Here is a 17,235-nt window from a genome sequence, read left to right as displayed (position 1 = left end):
GGGGTGGCGCTGCGCCAGCCAGTGGCCAATCTGCCAGCCCATCTGGTACCAGGAGACTCCCACCTTCGCCTGCACCAGACCGCTGGGCAGATCGTTGACCAGACCAAAGAGCGGCAGCGGCGTGACCTTGATGGCCTCGCGCAAGCCCTGATAGCTCACCGCGCCGAGCAAGATGGCATCGCTCCCTTCCTGCACGCAGCGCTGCAACTGCTGGCGCTGCTCGGCGAGGGAGCCATAGCCCCCCGCTTCGTGGATCTGCAACTTGACTCCCAGCCGCTTCGCTTCGTCCACCATGCCCTGATTGACCGAAAGCCAGTAGGCGTCGCGCAGATGGGGGTAGAGGGCACAGAGGGTCAGCGGTTTGGTTGCGGCAGCGGGTTCCGGCCACTGTTGGCGCACCGGCTGGCCGCTGAATTCGCCGCCGGGCCAGATATCGACTGCAAATGCGAGGGCGGCGCGAGGCAGCGTGAGCAACCACATAAGCAACAACGGGGAGAGATAGACGCTTCGCATGGCCAGGGGTTTTGTTAAAGTGTTGGGCCATATTATCCGGTCAAAGCCGACCACAACCAAGGGACTTCCCGTGAGAATCTTTTCCGGCCTGGGTGGCAAGTTGCTGCTGGCCTTCTCCCTGATGGCGTTGCTGACCCTGAGTGCCTCCCTGCTGGGCTGGGTGGGGCTTAGCCATCTGCGCCAGCTGGAGCAAGGGGTGCAGCAGACTCTGGCCGATCAGGAGCTGGCCCGCACGCTCTCTCGCCTCAGCGGCGAGATCCAGAGCGCGTCCCGGCTGCTGGCTACCGCAACCAGCGAGCAGGAGCGGGAGCATCAGGGGCGCTTGCTCACTCTGCAGGGGCAACAGTTGCAGCAGGTACTGGCACAACTTGGCCGTGGGCAGGGTTCAACAAGCCTCGATCAGCTCAGCCAGAGCATTATCGGTAATCTGGGTCAGCAGGGCTGGCTGGTGGGAGAGCGGTTGACCCTGATGGCGCAGGGCGAGGCGCAGCGGGCCCATCTGGTGGCGGCGGCTGGGCAGATCGCCGAGCTGGCGCGCAGCCAGATGGAGAACGCCGAAACCGTGATGGTGGCGGGGTTGGGTTCCCTCTACCAACAGCAAGGTGCGCAGGCGACCCGGACGCTGGACCGCCTGCTGGAGCAGGATCTCGACTGGCTGGAGCAGATGACCGAGCTGCGTCATCGTACCCTGATGCAGCAGCAGCGCATCGAGGAGATGTGGCGCAGCGAACGGCAGGAACAGTTGCAAACGCTATTGCAAGAGGGGCAGCGGGAGCTGGCTATCTTGCAACTGCGGGCTGGGGCAGTGACCGATCCTGCCCGCCGGCAGGCGGTGGAGCAGGCGCTGACCGTGCTGGCGCAAAGCGACAAGCTGGTGCAACTGCGCAGTGACTGGCTCGGCAAGGGGGAGGCGCTGCGGGTGCTGGCCAATGCCAATGAAGCTCTGATGAGCAGTCTCAACCAGCAGGTCGGAGAGCTGGTCAGCCGTGCCCGCGATTCGCTGGGGCAGAGCCAGCAGGCGCTAAGCCAGCGTCTCAGGCTGCTGGAGCAGGCGTTGATGGGCATTGGCCTGCTCACGCTGGTACTGCTGATGCTGTTGATGTGGCGCATGGTCTACGGCCGGATCGTCTGGCCGCTGCAACGGGCGGTGGCGGGGATGAGCCGGTTGGCGCGCGGGGATCTGGCCCATCTTGAGCCGATCGCCAGTACCGGGCGCGATGAGCTGGCGGAGCTGGGGCGGGCCCTGCAGGTGTTTCGTGACAATGCGGTTGAGCTGGGCCGTTATCAGCGCGAGCTGGAGTCGCGGGTCGAGGAGCGCACCGGCCAGCTCAGCCACGCCAACGAGCGGCTCAATGAGGAGGTGGCGAAGCATCGGCAGGCCCGCGCCGAGGCCGAACAGGCCAACCGCGCCAAGTCGGTGTTTCTCGCCACCATGAGCCACGAGATCCGCACCCCCATGAACGGCATTCTCGGGGGCCTGACGCTGCTGGAAGATACCCACCTGAGCGATACCCAGCAGCGCTATCTGGCCGCCATCGAGCATAGCGGCGAATCCCTGCTGGAGATCCTCAACGACATTCTCGACTACTCCAAGATAGAAGCGGGCCATGTGGAGGCGCGCCGCGAGCCCTTCCCCCTGTTCCAGCTGGTGGATGAGCTCTGCGCGTTGTTCCGGCCAAAGGCGGCGGCCAAGGGGGTCTCCCTGGCGCTGGAATATGCGCCCGGGCTGGCGCCTGTGGTCGAGGGGGATCTGGGCAAGCTGCGCCAGGTGCTCGGCAACTTGCTCGGCAATGCGGTCAAGTTTACCGCCCGTGGCCAGATTACCCTGACAGTGGCGCCCCTTGTCTGTCACGGCCCTTGCGCCGAGCCCTGCATCCGGTTTGTGGTGCGCGATACCGGCCCCGGCATTCCGGCCGATGAGCAGGAGGCGGTGTTTGAGGCGTTTCGCCAGCGCAAGCGTGATATAGGCCATCAGGGCGGCACCGGGCTGGGACTGGCGATCAGCCGCAAGCTGGTGGCCGCCATGGGGGGCGAGCTGAACCTTGTCAGCGAACCGGGCAAGGGGTGTGAATTCAGCTTCAGCCTGCCCTTGCAACGCTCGAGTACCCAGCTGCCTGCCGAGGCGCAACCGCTGCACCTTGGCCAGTCCCGTGACATCCTGCTGGTGGAGGATAACGAGATCAACCGGTTGGTGGCGCACGGCATGCTGACCCGCCTCGGCCATCGCGTCACCCTGGCGGAGGATGGCCGCAGCGCGCTGGCGCTGGTGACCGAGCGCCCCTTCGAGTTGGCGCTGCTTGATATCAATCTGCCCGATATGGACGGCATGACCCTGCGCGAGGATCTGGCCGCCATCAGTGAAGAGATGCATGAGCGGCCGCTGCCCGCCATCGCCATCTCGGCCCAGATGTATCCGGAGGATATCCGCCATTGCCTTGCCGCCGGGTTTGTCGATTTTGTCGGCAAGCCGGTGCGGCTGGCGGTACTGGCGAACGCCATCGATCAACTATTTCGGCAAGAAGGGGCCGCTATCGAGCCGCCTGTGCAGCTAGCTGCCGCGCCCCCAACTAACCAGCCTGAGTGGGCCAATCCGGTGCTGGATGCCGATCTGCCCCTGCTCGGCATGGCGCGGATCCGCCAGCTGGTCGCGCTGTTTGAGTCGCAAGGGCGGGTGTTGGTGGATAAGTTGGCTCAGGGGGAGGGGAGTGAGCAACGTCAGCTGGCGCACAAGCTCAAGGGGAGTGCGCTGGCGCTGGGGTTGACCGAATTTGCCAGCCACTGTGCGGCTCTTGAGGCGGGGGGCGGTGATGCTGCGGCAATCGGGGCGCAATTTGACGCGGCGGTGAGCGGGTTGCAGCAGTGGTTGGCGGCCGACAGGGATGCGCCGTTCTGATCCCTGCTGGCGATGTACGGCGTTTAGGGAGGCTGGCCAGCCCCTGCGCCGTTATTCGATCTCGCGAAACAGCACCTGCTTGCACTTGGCACAGACCCATTCCCGGCGAAAATCGGTCAGGTGCACCATGCCCACCTCCAGCAACTCGTGGTGGCCGCAGTGATAACAGAAGATGATGTCGCCATCGACTGATTCAGGGTGGGCCGCCAGATATTCGGCTTTGGTGGGGAGCTGCTCCCACGAGGTGGTGGGGACATGTTTGCGTTGGCTGGTGTAGTAGACCCAGTAGAACAGAAAAAAGACCGCCAGGATCACGAATGTCAGCAGATGGTCCATCTTGAACTCCTCCGGTTAGGTGCAGCCCCTCGGATGCATGGCTGCAATCAGCTCCATCATCATTAAATTTGTTTCGAATGAATATGTTACAGGATGGATAAAGAGGGCGTTGTGATCCCCTTCGGGTTTTGCCCGCCCGCAGCGGGATGAAAAATGTGTCGTTTGGCGGAGCGGCCAGGGTATTGAACGGGGAGGGAATCTTGCTTTTTACAACATAAATTCAACATTTTTTTAGGTGGTTGGACTGTCTCTTTGATCCAGCTCACGTTACAATGCCCGCGCCCACTTCACCTAACGCGCAAACGATTTTCAGGAGAGAAACGGATGTTGAAACGTGACATGACCATCGCCAATTATGATCCGCAATTGTGGCAGGCCATCACAGACGAAACCCGTCGTCAGGAAGAGCATATCGAGCTGATTGCGTCTGAGAACTACACCAGCCCCCGTGTCATGGAAGCCCAGGGCTCCCAGCTGACCAACAAGTACGCCGAAGGTTACCCCTCCAAGCGTTACTACGGTGGTTGCGAGTATGTGGATGTGGTCGAAACCCTGGCTATCGAGCGCGCCAAAGAGCTGTTCGGTGCCACTTACGCCAACGTGCAGCCGCACTCCGGCTCCCAGGCCAACAGCGCCGTTTACATGGCTTTGCTGCAGCCGGGCGACACCGTACTGGGCATGAACCTGGCCCACGGCGGTCACCTGACCCACGGCTCTCCGGTCAACTTCTCCGGCAAGCTCTATAACATCGTGCCTTACGGTATCGATGAGTCCGGCAAGATCGACTACGACGACATGGAACGTCAGGCTGTCGAGCACAAGCCGAAGATGATGATCGGTGGCTTCTCTGCCTACTCCGGCATCGTTGACTGGGCCCGCATGCGCGAAATCGCCGACAAGGTCGGTGCCTACCTGTTCGTCGACATGGCCCACGTGGCGGGTCTGATTGCCGCTGGCGTCTACCCGAACCCGGTTCCCCACGCTCACGTGGTCACCTCCACCACTCACAAGACCCTGGCCGGTCCGCGCGGTGGTCTGATCCTCTCTGCCGCTGACGACGAGGAGCTCTACAAGAAGCTCAACTCTGCCGTCTTCCCGGGTGGTCAGGGCGGCCCGCTGATGCACGTTATCGCCGGTAAAGCCGTTGCCTTCAAAGAGGCGCTGGAGCCGGAGTTCAAGACCTATCAGGCTCAGGTCGTGAAAAACGCCAAGGCGATGGCTGCGACCTTTATCGAGCGCGGTTACAAGATCGTCTCCGGCGGTACCGACAACCACCTGATGCTGGTTGACCTGATCGGCCGCGAGCTGACCGGTAAGGATGCTGACGCCGCACTGGGCAAAGCCAACATCACCGTTAACAAGAACTCCGTGCCCAACGACCCGCGCTCCCCGTTCGTCACCTCCGGTGTGCGGATCGGTACCCCGGCCATCACCCGCCGCGGTTTCAAGGAGGCCGAGTCCATCGAGCTGACCCACTGGATCTGCGACGTACTGGACAACCACGACAACGATGCCGTGCTGGCCACCGTGCGCGAGAAGGTGCTGGATATCTGCCGCCGCTTCCCGGTTTATGGCTGATAAGTCAGACCATCCGGTTTGAGACCAATGCCACCTGCGGGTGGCATTGTTTTTTCTGGCGTTGGGCAACACGAGAGGGATGAGATTGAACCACGAAGAGAAGATACCGAGCGAAGAGGCACACTCCTGCGCAGAGCGGGGCAAGGTGTTGGAGGCGGAGCTTCGGCTGGCAATCCGCGCCCAGTATCACTTTCGTGCCAGTGAGCAGGGGCTGCTGGCATGGGATGTACGGCGGTTGGTGCGACTGAGCTGTGATCTGCCGCTGCAGGCGGTGGCATTGAGCGACATTGCCGAGCTTGACCGTGATCACTGGTATGGCCATGGCAGCGCCACTCCTACGGTGCGCAGCGTAGTCGAGCACTGCCAGCTCATCATGGCGGCGGATCTCGCCTACCCGATCATTCTCGACAGCGCCGGTCGGGTGATGGATGGCATGCACCGGATAGGCAAGGCATTGATGCTGGGTCATGACTATATCGATGCGGTGCAGTTTACGGTCGACCCAGCCCCCGATTATCTGGGTTGTGATCCTGATACTCTGCCTTACGACGAGTGAGTTGCCCATTAGTGATAACGAACAGAAAAATCACGCTTTTCCGCTTTTTACCACGGTTGGATGGCCGTGTTACACTGGCCGACCTAGATCCTGGCCCGCCGGGCCGGTCCCTGTTCCATTAACGCCGGAGGTCCGATGCATTGCCCATTCTGTAGTGCGGTTGATACCAAGGTGATCGATTCCCGTCTGGTGGCAGAAGGCCATCAGGTGCGCCGCCGTCGTGAGTGTCTGCTCTGTCACGAGCGTTTTACCACCTTCGAGATGGCCGAGCTGGTGATGCCCCGCGTCATCAAGTCCAACGGCTCCCGCGAGCCGTTCAATGAAGACAAGCTGCGCGCCGGTATTCTGCGGGCGCTGGAGAAGCGGCCGGTGAGCATGGAGGCCATCGAAAAAGCGGTCAACCATATCAAATCCCGCCTGCGTGCCACCGGCGAGCGCGAAGTCGCCTCCGAGCTGGTGGGCAATCTGGTGATGGATGAGCTCAAGAGTCTGGACAAGGTGGCCTATATCCGCTTTGCCTCCGTCTATCGCAGCTTCGAAGATATTCGCGAGTTCGGCGAAGAGATTGCCAAGCTGGAGAAGTAAACCGCCATTCTCACCCATGTTGCCGCGTCCGATTACGCTGCGCTAATCGAACCTACGATACAGCGTAAAGCCGAGATGTGTTGTCAAAGGAGCCCGAATGTTTAGTCAAGATGATTACCAATGGATGAGTCGGGCCCTCGAACTGGCCCGCCGCGGCCGCTACACCACGGCCCCCAACCCCTGCGTCGGCGCCGTGCTGGTCAAAGATGGCGTGGTGGTTGGCGAAGGGTGGCATCAGAAGGCGGGCGAGCCCCATGCCGAGGTTTACGCCCTGCGCGCTGCCGGTGACAACGCCCGTGGCGCTACCGCCTATGTGACCCTTGAACCCTGCTCCCACCACGGTCGTACTCCCCCCTGTGCCGAGGCGCTGATCAACGCCGGCGTGGCCCGGGTGGTAGCAGCCATGGTCGATCCCAATCCCCAGGTGGGCGGACGTGGCCTGCGTATGCTCTCCGAAGCGGGCATCAAGACCGATTTCGGCCTGCTGGCGAGCGAAGCCGAAGCGCTCAACCCGGGCTTTTTCAAGCGGATGCGTACCGCCTTCCCGCGGGTGACCGTCAAGTTGGGAGCCAGCCTCGATGGCCGCACCGCCATGGCGAGCGGCGAGAGCCAGTGGATCACCTCCCCCGATGCGCGCCGCGATGTGCAACGACTGCGGGCCCGCCACGATGCGGTACTCTCCAGCGCTGAAACCGTGCTGGCCGATGGTGCCTCCCTGACCGTGCGCTGGGACGAGCTTCCCCCCTCGGTCAAGGCGAGCTATCCCAAAGAGACCCTGCGCCAGCCGCTGCGGGTCATTGTCGATTCGCAAAACCGCCTTACCCCGGATCTGCCGCTGTTCCAGAGCGAGAGTCCGGTGCTGCTGGCCCGTCACAAGGCGTCCGGCGAGTGGCCCGAGTGGGTGCAGCAGCTGGAGCTGCCGCTGCTGGATGGCAAGCTGGATCTGGTCAGCCTGTTCATGTTGCTGGCCAAACAGAACGTCAACTCGGTGCTGGTCGAGGCGGGCCCGCGGCTCTGCGGCGCTCTGCTGGAAAAAGGGCTGGTGGATGAGCTGGTGCTCTATCAGGCTCCCAAACTGATGGGTGACGAAGGGCGCGGCCTGTTCCATCTGCCGGGTCTGACCCGGCTGTTCCAGGCGCCCAAGCTTGCCATCAAGGATGTGCGCATGGTGGGGCCGGATATTCGCATTACCGCCAAAATAGCCTGATTTATCAATGTTCAAGGGGGCATAATCAGTCCCCGTCATCAGCAAGGTGATCTGCATGTTTACCGGAATTATCGAAGCGGTGGGAACCCTGGCCGAGCTGCGCCGTCAGGGCGATGACGTGGCCCTCACCGTCCACGCACCAGGTCTGGATTTTAGCGACGTCAAACTGGGCGACTCCATCGCCACCAACGGCGTCTGCCTCACCGTGGTGGCGCTGGGCGACAAGAGTTATACCGCCGACGTGTCGCTGGAAACCCTCTCCCGTACCGGTTTTGCCGCCGCCAGAGTGGGCGATCGGGTCAACCTCGAGAAGGCGCTGATGCCCACCTCCCGCCTCGGCGGCCATCTGGTCTCCGGCCATGTGGATGGGGTAGGGGAGGTGAAAAGCGTCTCCAGCAGCGGCCGCGCCATCGAGTACTGGATCAAGGCGCCGGGGGAACTCTCCCGCTACATCGCCGAGAAAGGCTCCATTGCGGTGGATGGCATCAGCCTCACCGTCAACGCGGTGCAGGGGGACCTTTTCCGCCTGACTATCGTGCCCCACACCGCGCAGGAGACCACCATCGCCAGCTGGAAGCCGGGTCACAAGGTCAACCTCGAGGTCGATCAGATCGCCCGTTATCTGGAGCGGCTGATGATGGGCAAGAGTCAGGAGAGCAGCGCCTCCACCCTGACTCTGGACAAGCTGGCCAAGGCCGGTTTTCTCTGACGGTGTGCGCTGAGTCTTGCCACCAAAACGATTTTCTGTGATCCCGCTCTGATTGAAATGGAGCCGCTAGCCCCAATCTAGAGCAACATACACTCGCATTTGCGTTGAGCCTGCTGGCTCAACCCCCAAGCACACTGATGGAGTAGCCCATGGCGCTGAGCACAACCCAGGAAATCATTGCCGATATCAAGGCTGGCAAGATGGTGATCCTGATGGATGACGAAGACAGGGAGAACGAAGGGGACCTCATCATGGCCGCCTCCTGCGTCCGTCCGGAGGATATCAACTTCATGGCCCGCTACGGCCGTGGCCTCATCTGCCTGACCCTGACCCGGGATCGCTGCAAGCAATTGGCGCTGCCACTGATGGTGGATCGCAACAATGCCCAGTTCTCCACCGCCTTTACCGTCTCCATCGAAGCGGCAGAAGGGGTGACCACAGGTATCTCAGCCGCGGATCGCGCGGTGACCGTGCAGGCCGCTGTGGCGCCCAATGCCAAGGCGGCCGATCTGGTGCAGCCGGGCCACATCTTCCCGCTGATGGCGCAGGATGGCGGCGTGCTGACCCGTGCCGGCCACACCGAAGCCGGTTGCGATCTGGCCCGTCTGGCCGGTTTCGAGCCTGCCGCCGTCATCGTCGAGATCCTCAACGAGGATGGCACCATGGCGCGCCGTCCGGATCTGGAGGTGTTTGCCGAGGAGCACGGCATCAAGCTTGGTACCATCGCCGACCTGATCGAGTACCGCAACCAGCACGAGACCACGGTCGAGAAGGTGGCCGAGTGCAAGTTGCCGACCGAGTTTGGCGAGTTCGACCTCATCACCTTCCGCGACACCATCGACAATCAGGTTCACTTTGCCCTGAAAAAGGGTGAGGTGCAGGCCGATCAGCCGACCCTGGTGCGCGTCCATCTGCACGATGTGCTGAGCGATCTGCTGTTGACCGACCGCCACGCCGCCCGCAGCTGGCCGCTGCCCAAATCCATGGCCCGCATCGCTGACGAGGGCGGCGTGCTGGTGATTTTGGGGGCGGAATCCCATGGCGCCGAGCTGCTGGCTAGGGTCAAGGGTTTTGAAGCCGCCGACAAGGGGCTAGCACCGGAAGGAGCCAAGTGGCAGGGCACCTCGCGCCGGGTTGGTGTGGGTTCCCAGATCCTCAAGGCCCTTGGTGTAAGCAAGATGCGTCTGCTGAGCTCGCCGAAGAAGTACCATGCCCTCGGTGGTTTCGGTCTGGAAGTGGTTGAGTACGTCGGCGAGTAAAGCTCCACCAGAGAAGTACCATCCCCTTCCGGGTGGTGTCGGTCTGGAAGTGGTTGAGTACGTAGGCGAGTAAAGTTCCACCAGAGAAGTACCATCCCCTTCCGGGCGGTTTCGGTCTGGAAGTCGTGGAATTTACCGGCGAGCAAGTGCGCCGGACTGGTTACATCGCGATCATGGCCGTCTATTGCGGCCATGGTTTTTGTCGTGGGTCTGTTGTGCTAGAATGTGCGCACTTTTGACTCCGGCCCTTTTGATTGCACAGATACAGGATTTCCAATGAAGGTTATCGAAGGAAATATCGCCGCTCCTGAGGCGCGCATTGCTATTGTTGTTGCCCGTTTCAACAGCTTCATCAACGACAGTCTGGTGAACGGCGCGGTGGACGTACTGAAGCGTCAAGGTCAAGTGCAGGACAGCAACCTGACACTGGTAAAAGTGCCGGGCGCGGTTGAAATGCCATTGGTCATCAAGAAGCTGGCCAAGAGTGGTCAATACGACGCCATCGTGGCGGTCGGTACTGTCATCCGTGGCGGCACCTACCACTTCGACCTGGTGGCAAACGAGAACAGCAAGGGCATGGCCCAGGTAATGATGGAATATGAAATTCCCGTTGCCTTCGGTGTGCTGACCACTGAAAACATTGAACAAGCCATCGAGCGTGCAGGTACCAAGGCGGGTAACAAGGGTGCAGAGGCTGCACTGGCAGCGCTCGAAATGATCAACGTCCTGAAAGAACTGGACGTGTAACGAGGAGAAGTACATTGAAACCGTCTGAGCGCCGTAAAGCCCGCCATTGCGCCACCCAGGCCATCTACCAGTGGCAGATGACCAAGGCTAACGTGGGTGACATCGAAGAGCAGTTCAAGATCGATCAGGACACCAAGGGTGTAGACCTGAACTATTTCCGCGATCTGCTGTTCGGGGTAGCCCTCCACTGCAGCGAGCTGGACAAGGTGTTTGCACCTTTCCTCTCCCGTCCGCTGGAAGAAGTGGACATGGTGGACAAGGCGATCCTGCGTCTGGCGACCTACGAGCTGACCCGTCGTGATGATGTACCGCCGCGCGTGGTCATCAACGAAGCGATCGAGCTGGCCAAAGCTTTTGCTGCCGATGACAGCCACAAGTTTGTCAACGGTGTACTGGACAAGGTGATCAAGTCGCTGAACAAGCGTTGATCCTGCTGTCCGTCAGCATCTAAGAGAGGAGCCAGCTTATTGCTGGCTTTTTACTGTATGGGTGAATTTGAGCTGATTGATAAGTACTTCAAGGTCCCCCACGCCCGCAAGGACGTGGTGATGGGCCCTGGAGATGACTGTGCCCTGCTGACCCTGCCCCCCGATACCCAGCTGGCGGTGAGCACCGACACTCTGGTGAGCGGCGTACACTTCTTTCCCGACATGGATCCGGTGGATCTCGGCTACAAGGCTCTGGCGGTCAATCTCTCCGATCTCGCCGCCATGGGGGCTGAGCCGCGCTGGGTGTCGCTGGCGCTGACCCTGCCTGCCATTAACGAAGGTTGGGTCGCCGGTTTTGCCGAAGGGTTTCTGGAGCTGGCCGAGTACTACAATGTGGCGCTGGTGGGCGGAGACATGACCCGCGGGCCGCTCTCCATCACCATCTCGGTGAAGGGATCGGTGCCTGCCGGTCGCGCCCTGATGCGCAGCGGTGCCAAAGCCGGTGATGGCATCTATGTGACCGGTACCCTGGGGGATGCCGCGTTGGCACTCTCCCATCTGCTGGGCAAACGCACCCTCAATGAGAACCAGCTGGCTGCGGTGCTGCCACGGCTCGACCATCCCCATCCCCGCATTCTGGCCGGTCAGGCACTGCGCGGGCTGGCGGGCAGTGCGCTGGATCTCTCCGACGGGCTGGCATCGGATCTCGGCCATATCCTCAAGGCCTCCGGTGTACGTGCTCAGATCGATCTCGATCTGCTACCGCTCTCGCCGGTGCTGCAGGATGCGGTGAGCGAGCAGGAGGCGTGGCAACTGGCGCTGGCCGGTGGCGATGACTACGAGCTCTGCTTTACCGTACCGGAGGAGCACCGCGGCGCGCTCGATACGGCGCTGGCCCACAGCGGGGTCAAGTTCAGCCGCATCGGCCGCATCGTGGCGGGCGAGCCGGGCATCGACTACCTACGTGGCGACCAGGCGGTCGAGCTGCAACTGAAAGGGTGGGATCACTTCGCATGAGTTTGTTCAGGATAAAGCCCGAGCTGACACAACTGGATCTGAAAAATCCGCTTCATTTTTTGGCGGTGGGGTTTGGTTCCGGTCTCAGCCCCAAGGCGCCAGGCACCATGGGCACCCTGGCGGCCATTCCGCTCTACCTGCTGGTGAGCGGGCTGCCGACCTATTGGTTTATCGCCATGCTGGCGGTGGGTTTTGTTGTGGGGATCCGTATCTGCCAGAGCGCCACCGATGCCATCGGCATGCCGGATCACGGCGCCATCGTCTGGGACGAGGTGATCGGCTTTGGCGTCACCATGATCGCAGCGCCAGCCGGCTGGGAGTGGGTGGTGGCGGGCTTCGCGCTGTTCCGGTTGTTTGATGTGCTCAAGCCTTGGCCCATCTCCTGGTTTGATCGCCGGATCCACGGTGGCCTGGGTATCATGCTGGACGATCTGATCGCCGGCCTGTTCGCCCTGTTTTGTATGCAATTACTGGCATTCTGGCTCGGTTGAGAGCCACCTTCCGGGGGATGACCGTTCTGGCATCCCCCGATTTATATCTGCTTAATTTTCATTCATCGGCATATGCTGCCGTTTATCATCCATTTCACATAAATATTCACTACTCATTCGGGGCTGGTGATTGTTTTGGAAATAGTGATAAATGCTGCTTGTTGCGTTGTTGTTGAAATTAAAGTAATGATACCAATAGATGTACGGACGCACCGGCCATTTGTGTGATGAAAATCATCATTTATCTCTGCCGAATTGGTGGTTATCTGCACAAAACATTGCGGAATTGTATAACTCAATCATTTACACCCGTGGTCAAACCGTCTAAGTTACTCGCGGGTTATTCCAAAAAAATGCAAAAAACCCGCCCGGATCGCTGGTTTCGCTGCCTCATGGATTGAGCAAATATTGCCCAAGGTAACAACCGGCATCTGCGGCTGATTTACGGACGAATTATTTGGGACGGATGTCCCCCGCAGAGGTAAACATGTCCTTGCTCGAAGTAAAGAACTTGCGGATCGAGTACCCCTCCCGCTACGGGGTGCTGGCCGCGGTTAAGGATCTCTCTTTCTCTATCGAAAAGGGTGAGATTGTCGGGGTGGTCGGTGAATCCGGCGCTGGCAAGTCCACCATCGGCAACGCCGTTATCGATCTCCTGAGCCCGCCGGGTCGCATCGCCCGTGGCGATATCTATCTCAATGGCGAGCTCATCTCCGGCAAGAGCCAGAACGAGATGCGGGCCATCCGTGGCTCCCGTATCGGGTTCATCTTCCAGGACCCCATGACCTCCCTCAATCCGCTGTTCACCGTTGAGCATCAGCTGGTGGAGACCATTCTGGCCAATACCGACCTCTCTCGCGAAGCTGCTTTTGCCAAGGCATTGGAGCTGATGGGGGCAGTGGGGATCCCGAGTCCGGAGCTGCGCATCAAGCAGTATCCACACCAGTTTTCCGGTGGCATGCGTCAGCGGGTGGTTATCGCCATTGCGCTCTCCTGCGATCCGGAGCTGATCATCGCCGATGAGCCGACCACGGCGCTCGACGTCTCCATTCAGGATCAGATCCTCCAGCTTATCCGCGCCCTCTGCAAAGAGCGCCAGGTGGGCTGCATGCTGGTGACCCACGATATGGGCGTGGTCTCCAACGTCACCGACAAGGTGGCGGTGATGTATCGCGGCGATCTGGTGGAGTTCGGCCTGACCGAACAGGTGCTGGGCAGCCCCAATCACCCCTATACCCGCAGCCTCATCTCGGCGGTCCCCCGCTCCGATGTGAAGCTGGTGCGCTTCCCGCTGGTCTCCTATATCGAGGATGCCAGTGCGCCGGATACCAATATCGACCTCAAGACCCACTGGCTCGGCCAGAGTCAGGACGAGCGTGCCTATGAAGGGGCGCTGCTGCGGGTGGAGAACGTCGATCTGAAGTTCGTCACCAAGGACTCCATCTTCCCGAGCCGCCGCCAGTATGTACGCGCCTGCAACAACATCAGCTTCGAGATCTTCGAGGGTGAAACCTTCGGTCTGGTGGGGGAGTCGGGCTCCGGTAAATCGACCATTGCCCGCGCCATCACAGGTCTCTATCCGCCTGATACCGGCAAAATCTTCTTTGAGGGGATCGATCTGACCGCCCTCAAGAGCGAGCGCGAGCGTCGCCCGCTGCGTCGCCAGATGCAGATGGTGTTTCAGAACCCCTATTCCTCGATGAACCCGCGGATGAAGGTGCGCGACATCATTGCCGAGCCGATCCGCTTCCATCAGCTGGCGAGCAGCGAGAGCCAGATCGAGGGGATCGTCGGCGATCTGCTGGATCACGTGGGTCTCGGTCGTGGTGCCGGGGTCAAGTATCCCCACGAGTTCTCAGGCGGTCAGCGCCAGCGTATCTCCATTGCCCGCGCCCTCGCCACTCGCCCGCGCTTCCTCATCTGCGACGAGCCGACCTCGGCGCTGGATGTGTCGGTGCAGGCCCAGATCCTCAACCTGCTCAAGGATCTGCAGCAGGAGCTCAAGCTCACCATGCTGTTTATCAGCCACGATCTGCCGGTGATCCGCCAGATGTGCGACCGCATCGGGGTGATGCAGCACGGTCATCTGGTGGAGGTGGCCGAGACCGAGAAACTCTTTACCAATGCCGAGCATGAGTACAGCCGCAAGCTGATCTCCCTCATGCCGGAGTTCAAGGGAATGTCCCGCGAGGGGCTGGAAATCGCAAGCTAGGAGAGCGCCGGTGCGCCGGTCTGCTTGTCAAAAAAAGTGTCATAAGAAAGCCAAAAGCATGGAGAACAAGATGAAGAAAGGATTGTCCAAGATTGCCCTGGCGCTGTTTGCCGCCGGTTTCGCCTTCAGTGTCTCAGCCGCTGATATCAAGGTGGGTGTCGCTTCTGACGCCACTTCGCTGGATCCGCAGGAGCAGCTCTCCGGTCAGACCCTGGAGATGTCGCACCTGGTATTCGATCCCCTGATGCGTTACACCCAGGACCTGCAGTTCGAGCCCCGTCTGGCCGAGAAGTTCGAGCGTGTCGATGATAAGACCGTCCGCTTCCACCTGCGCAAAGGGGTCAAGTTCCACTCCGGTAACGACTTCACCGCCGACGACGTGGTGTGGACCGTCAACCGCCTGAAATCCTCCGTCGACTTCAAGGCGATCTTCGATCCCATCAGCGAAGTGAAGAAGGTCGATGACTACACCGTGGATCTCGTCACCGCCAAGCCGTTCCCGCTGGTGCTGCAGACCGTCACCTACATCTTCCCGATGGACTCCAAGTTCTACACCGGCAAAACCGATGCGGGCAAAGACAAGGCCGAGATCGTCAAAAACGGCGACTCCTATGCCTCTACCCACGTCTCCGGTACTGGCCCGTTCACCGTCAAGTTCCGCGAGCAGGGTGTGAAGCTGGATTATGCCCGCAACGCCAACTACTGGGACAAAGCCTCCAAGGGTAACGTTGAGAACCTGACCGTGGTGCCGATCAAGGAAGATGCGACCCGTGTTGCAGCCCTGCTGGGTGGCGACGTGGACATGATCTATCCGGTTGCGCCGAACGATCTGGAGCGCGTGAAGAATGGCAAGGACTCCCAGCTGGTCACCCTGTCCGGTACCCGCGCCATCATCATCGAGCTGAACCAGAACACCAACCCGGCACTGAAAGACAAGCGCGTGCGTCAGGCGATCAACTACGCCATCAACCAGGTGGGCATTGTCGAGAAGATCAACAAGGGCTTCGGTACCCCTGCTGGCCAGCTGAGTCCGAAAGGCTATGCCGGTCACAACGAGGCGCTGGTGCCCCAGTATGATCTGGCCAAGGCCAAGGAGCTGATGAAAGAGGCCGGTTACGAGAAAGGCTTCAAGATGACCTTCATCTCCCCGGCTGCCCGCTACGTCAACGACGTCAAGATTGCCCAGGCTGTCTCCGCCATGCTGGCCAAGATCAACATCAAGGTGGATCTGAAGACCATGCCGGTGGCCCAGTACTGGCCCGAGTTTGACAAGTGCGCCGCGGACATGCAGCTGATCGGCTGGCACTCCGACACTGAAGATACCGCGAACTTCTTCGAGTTCCTGACCTTCACCAAGGATGCCAAGACCGGTATGGGTCAGTACAACTGCGCTGGTTACGCCAACGCCGAAGCTGACAAGCTGGTGATGGATGCCAACGCCGAGACCGATCCGGCCAAGCGTGCCGAGATGCTCAAGAAGGTCGAAGCCATGCTGATCGAAGATGCTGCCTACGTGCCGTTGCACTGGGAAGATCTGGCCTATGGCGCCAAGAAGAACGTCGACATCAAGCCGGTGGTCAACGTGATGAACTTCCCTTACCTGGGTGACCTGGTGGTCAGCAAGTAAGAGAAGCGCTAAGGAAGGACGGGGCGGGGTGGTCAGCTGGCCACTCCGCCCACTAACAGAAGCCTGTGCCACGACACAGGCCACGTAGAAGGACAAGCATGTTTACATTCCTGCTGAAACGGTTCTATCAGGCCGTGATAGTGATGTTCGTCATCAGCCTGGTCGCCTTCTCCATCCAGGATAACCTGGGTGACCCGTTGCGCGAGCTGGTGGGACAATCCGTCTCCGAAGCCCAGCGTCACGAGTTGCGCGAGAAGATGGGCCTTAACGATCCCTTCCTCATCAAATACAGCCGCTTTTTGAAAAATGCGGTGCATGGGGATTTGGGCACCTCCTATTTCTTCAAGCGACCCGCTCTCGAGGTGATCCTCGATAAGCTGGTGGCTACCCTTGAGCTGGTGTTTGCTGCCGCGCTCATCATCGTGGTGGTCTCCATTCCACTCGGTGTTTATTCGGCGATCCGCCCGCGCAGCATTGCCACCAAGATCATCATGGCGGGGAGCAGTATCGGTATTTCGATCCCGGTATTTTTGACTGCCATCATGCTGATGTACCTCTTCTCCATCCAGCTGGGCTGGCTGCCGGCCTATGGCCGCGGCGAGACCCGCAACCTGCTGGGCTGGGAGTCGGGCTTCTTCACCTGGGATGGCATCCTGCACCTGATCCTGCCCGCGGTGTCGCTCTCCTCCATCATGCTGCCGCTGTTTATCCGGTTGGTACGCTCCGAGATGCTGGAGCAGCTCTCCTCCGAGTATGTCAAGTTCGCCCGAGCCAAGGGGCTGGACAACAACAAGGTCTACTATCAGCACGCTCTGAAGAACACCATGCTGCCTGTCATTACCGTCGGCGGGGTGCAGATCGGCACCATGGTGGCCTACACCATTCTGACCGAGAGCGTGTTCCAGTGGCCGGGCACCGGCTTCCTGTTCCTTGAGGCGATCCACCGGGTCGATACGCCGCTGATCACCGCCTACGTCATCTTTGTGGGACTGATCTTCGTGGTGACCAATACCCTGGTCGACCTGCTCTACGGGTTGATCAACCCGACCGTTAACCTGACTGCCAAGGGGTAAGCGC

16 protein-coding genes are annotated in these 17,235 nt (G+C 60.5%); 14 read left to right on the top strand and 2 right to left on the bottom strand.

The window, feature by feature from the left end; translation table 11 throughout:
• A partial coding sequence (locus tag AACR14_RS09250) for a substrate-binding domain-containing protein (RefSeq protein WP_041201878.1) occupies positions 1-513 on the bottom strand: 513 nt, incomplete at its 3' end.
• 70 nt (positions 514-583) lie between these two features.
• Between AACR14_RS09250 and torS the strand changes: the two genes are divergently transcribed.
• A complete protein-coding gene (gene torS, locus AACR14_RS09245) occupies positions 584-3,406 on the top strand; it encodes a TMAO reductase system sensor histidine kinase/response regulator TorS (RefSeq protein ID WP_019445935.1) in 2,823 nt (940 codons plus the stop codon).
• Between the two features lie 51 nt (positions 3,407-3,457).
• On the opposite strand, the gene AACR14_RS09240 is transcribed toward torS, so the two are convergent.
• Positions 3,458-3,742: a hypothetical protein gene (locus tag AACR14_RS09240; RefSeq protein WP_019445934.1), complete on the bottom strand. Its 285-nt coding sequence runs from the start codon at positions 3,740-3,742 to the stop codon at positions 3,458-3,460.
• A gap of 324 nt (positions 3,743-4,066) precedes the next feature.
• On the opposite strand from AACR14_RS09240, the gene glyA reads away from it, so the two are divergent.
• From glyA to AACR14_RS09175, 13 genes are all read left to right on the top strand, one after another.
• Positions 4,067-5,320, top strand: coding sequence for a serine hydroxymethyltransferase (glyA, locus tag AACR14_RS09235; RefSeq protein WP_005338884.1), 1,254 nt, complete (start codon positions 4,067-4,069; stop codon positions 5,318-5,320).
• Positions 5,321-5,405: 85 nt separating this feature from the next.
• The gene (locus AACR14_RS09230; protein ID WP_019445933.1) at positions 5,406-5,876 is read left to right on the top strand and encodes a hypothetical protein; all 471 of its coding nucleotides are present in this window, start codon (positions 5,406-5,408) and stop codon (positions 5,874-5,876) included.
• A 135-nt stretch (positions 5,877-6,011) separates the two neighbouring features.
• The gene (gene nrdR, locus AACR14_RS09225; RefSeq protein ID WP_005338880.1) at positions 6,012-6,461 is read left to right on the top strand and encodes a transcriptional regulator NrdR; all 450 of its coding nucleotides are present in this window, start codon (positions 6,012-6,014) and stop codon (positions 6,459-6,461) included.
• A gap of 97 nt (positions 6,462-6,558) precedes the next feature.
• On the top strand, positions 6,559-7,668 hold the full coding sequence (gene ribD / locus AACR14_RS09220; protein ID WP_005343507.1) for a bifunctional diaminohydroxyphosphoribosylaminopyrimidine deaminase/5-amino-6-(5-phosphoribosylamino)uracil reductase RibD: 1,110 nt from the start codon (positions 6,559-6,561) through the stop codon (positions 7,666-7,668).
• Between the two features lie 55 nt (positions 7,669-7,723).
• Positions 7,724-8,377, top strand: a complete 654-nt coding sequence (locus tag AACR14_RS09215) for a riboflavin synthase (protein WP_019445932.1) — start codon at positions 7,724-7,726, stop codon at positions 8,375-8,377.
• Positions 8,378-8,526: 149 nt separating this feature from the next.
• Complete coding sequence (ribBA, locus tag AACR14_RS09210) at positions 8,527-9,636, top strand: bifunctional 3,4-dihydroxy-2-butanone-4-phosphate synthase/GTP cyclohydrolase II (RefSeq protein ID WP_005358461.1); 1,110 nt, start codon at positions 8,527-8,529, stop codon at positions 9,634-9,636.
• A gap of 276 nt (positions 9,637-9,912) precedes the next feature.
• Positions 9,913-10,383 (top strand): 6,7-dimethyl-8-ribityllumazine synthase, encoded by a 471-nt coding sequence (gene ribH, locus AACR14_RS09205; RefSeq protein WP_019445931.1) that lies wholly within the window; start codon positions 9,913-9,915, stop codon positions 10,381-10,383.
• Positions 10,384-10,397: 14 nt separating this feature from the next.
• Entirely contained in the window at positions 10,398-10,811 is a 414-nt protein-coding gene (nusB, locus tag AACR14_RS09200) for a transcription antitermination factor NusB (RefSeq protein ID WP_005343514.1), read from the top strand.
• A gap of 57 nt (positions 10,812-10,868) precedes the next feature.
• Positions 10,869-11,828 (top strand): thiamine-phosphate kinase, encoded by a 960-nt coding sequence (thiL, locus tag AACR14_RS09195; RefSeq protein WP_026034998.1) that lies wholly within the window; start codon positions 10,869-10,871, stop codon positions 11,826-11,828.
• Positions 11,825-12,319 carry a phosphatidylglycerophosphatase A family protein gene (locus AACR14_RS09190; RefSeq protein ID WP_019445930.1) on the top strand — a complete coding sequence of 165 codons (495 nt, stop codon included), beginning with the start codon at positions 11,825-11,827 and terminating at the stop codon, positions 12,317-12,319. Before thiL ends, AACR14_RS09190 begins: the two co-directional genes overlap by 4 nt.
• 487 nt (positions 12,320-12,806) lie before the next feature.
• Positions 12,807-14,531: a dipeptide ABC transporter ATP-binding protein gene (locus tag AACR14_RS09185; protein ID WP_005349510.1), complete on the top strand. Its 1,725-nt coding sequence runs from the start codon at positions 12,807-12,809 to the stop codon at positions 14,529-14,531.
• Between the two features lie 70 nt (positions 14,532-14,601).
• On the top strand, positions 14,602-16,158 hold the full coding sequence (locus AACR14_RS09180; RefSeq protein ID WP_019445929.1) for an ABC transporter substrate-binding protein: 1,557 nt from the start codon (positions 14,602-14,604) through the stop codon (positions 16,156-16,158).
• A 98-nt stretch (positions 16,159-16,256) separates the two neighbouring features.
• Positions 16,257-17,231 (top strand): ABC transporter permease, encoded by a 975-nt coding sequence (locus AACR14_RS09175; RefSeq protein WP_019445928.1) that lies wholly within the window; start codon positions 16,257-16,259, stop codon positions 17,229-17,231.
• Positions 17,232-17,235: the final 4 nt, after the last annotated feature.

Origin of the sequence: Aeromonas sp. 159, assembly GCF_963862045.1 — a bacterium.
Taxonomy (GTDB): Bacteria; Pseudomonadota; Gammaproteobacteria; order Enterobacterales; family Aeromonadaceae; genus Aeromonas; species Aeromonas veronii.
Note: the sequence above shows the minus strand (reverse complement) of the source record. Positions and strands in the feature narration are given on the sequence as shown.

Coding starts and splice junctions, on each gene's coding strand:
- AACR14_RS09240 (WP_019445934.1), bottom strand. CDS start 3,742: ATGGACCATCTGCTGACATTCGTGATCCTGGCGGTCTTTTTTCTGTTC.
- glyA (WP_005338884.1), top strand. CDS start 4,067: ATGTTGAAACGTGACATGACCATCGCCAATTATGATCCGCAATTGTGG.
- nrdR (WP_005338880.1), top strand. CDS start 6,012: ATGCATTGCCCATTCTGTAGTGCGGTTGATACCAAGGTGATCGATTCC.
- ribD (WP_005343507.1), top strand. CDS start 6,559: ATGTTTAGTCAAGATGATTACCAATGGATGAGTCGGGCCCTCGAACTG.
- AACR14_RS09215 (WP_019445932.1), top strand. CDS start 7,724: ATGTTTACCGGAATTATCGAAGCGGTGGGAACCCTGGCCGAGCTGCGC.
- ribBA (WP_005358461.1), top strand. CDS start 8,527: ATGGCGCTGAGCACAACCCAGGAAATCATTGCCGATATCAAGGCTGGC.
- ribH (WP_019445931.1), top strand. CDS start 9,913: ATGAAGGTTATCGAAGGAAATATCGCCGCTCCTGAGGCGCGCATTGCT.
- thiL (WP_026034998.1), top strand. CDS start 10,869: ATGGGTGAATTTGAGCTGATTGATAAGTACTTCAAGGTCCCCCACGCC.
- AACR14_RS09190 (WP_019445930.1), top strand. CDS start 11,825: ATGAGTTTGTTCAGGATAAAGCCCGAGCTGACACAACTGGATCTGAAA.
- AACR14_RS09185 (WP_005349510.1), top strand. CDS start 12,807: ATGTCCTTGCTCGAAGTAAAGAACTTGCGGATCGAGTACCCCTCCCGC.
- AACR14_RS09180 (WP_019445929.1), top strand. CDS start 14,602: ATGAAGAAAGGATTGTCCAAGATTGCCCTGGCGCTGTTTGCCGCCGGT.
- AACR14_RS09175 (WP_019445928.1), top strand. CDS start 16,257: ATGTTTACATTCCTGCTGAAACGGTTCTATCAGGCCGTGATAGTGATG.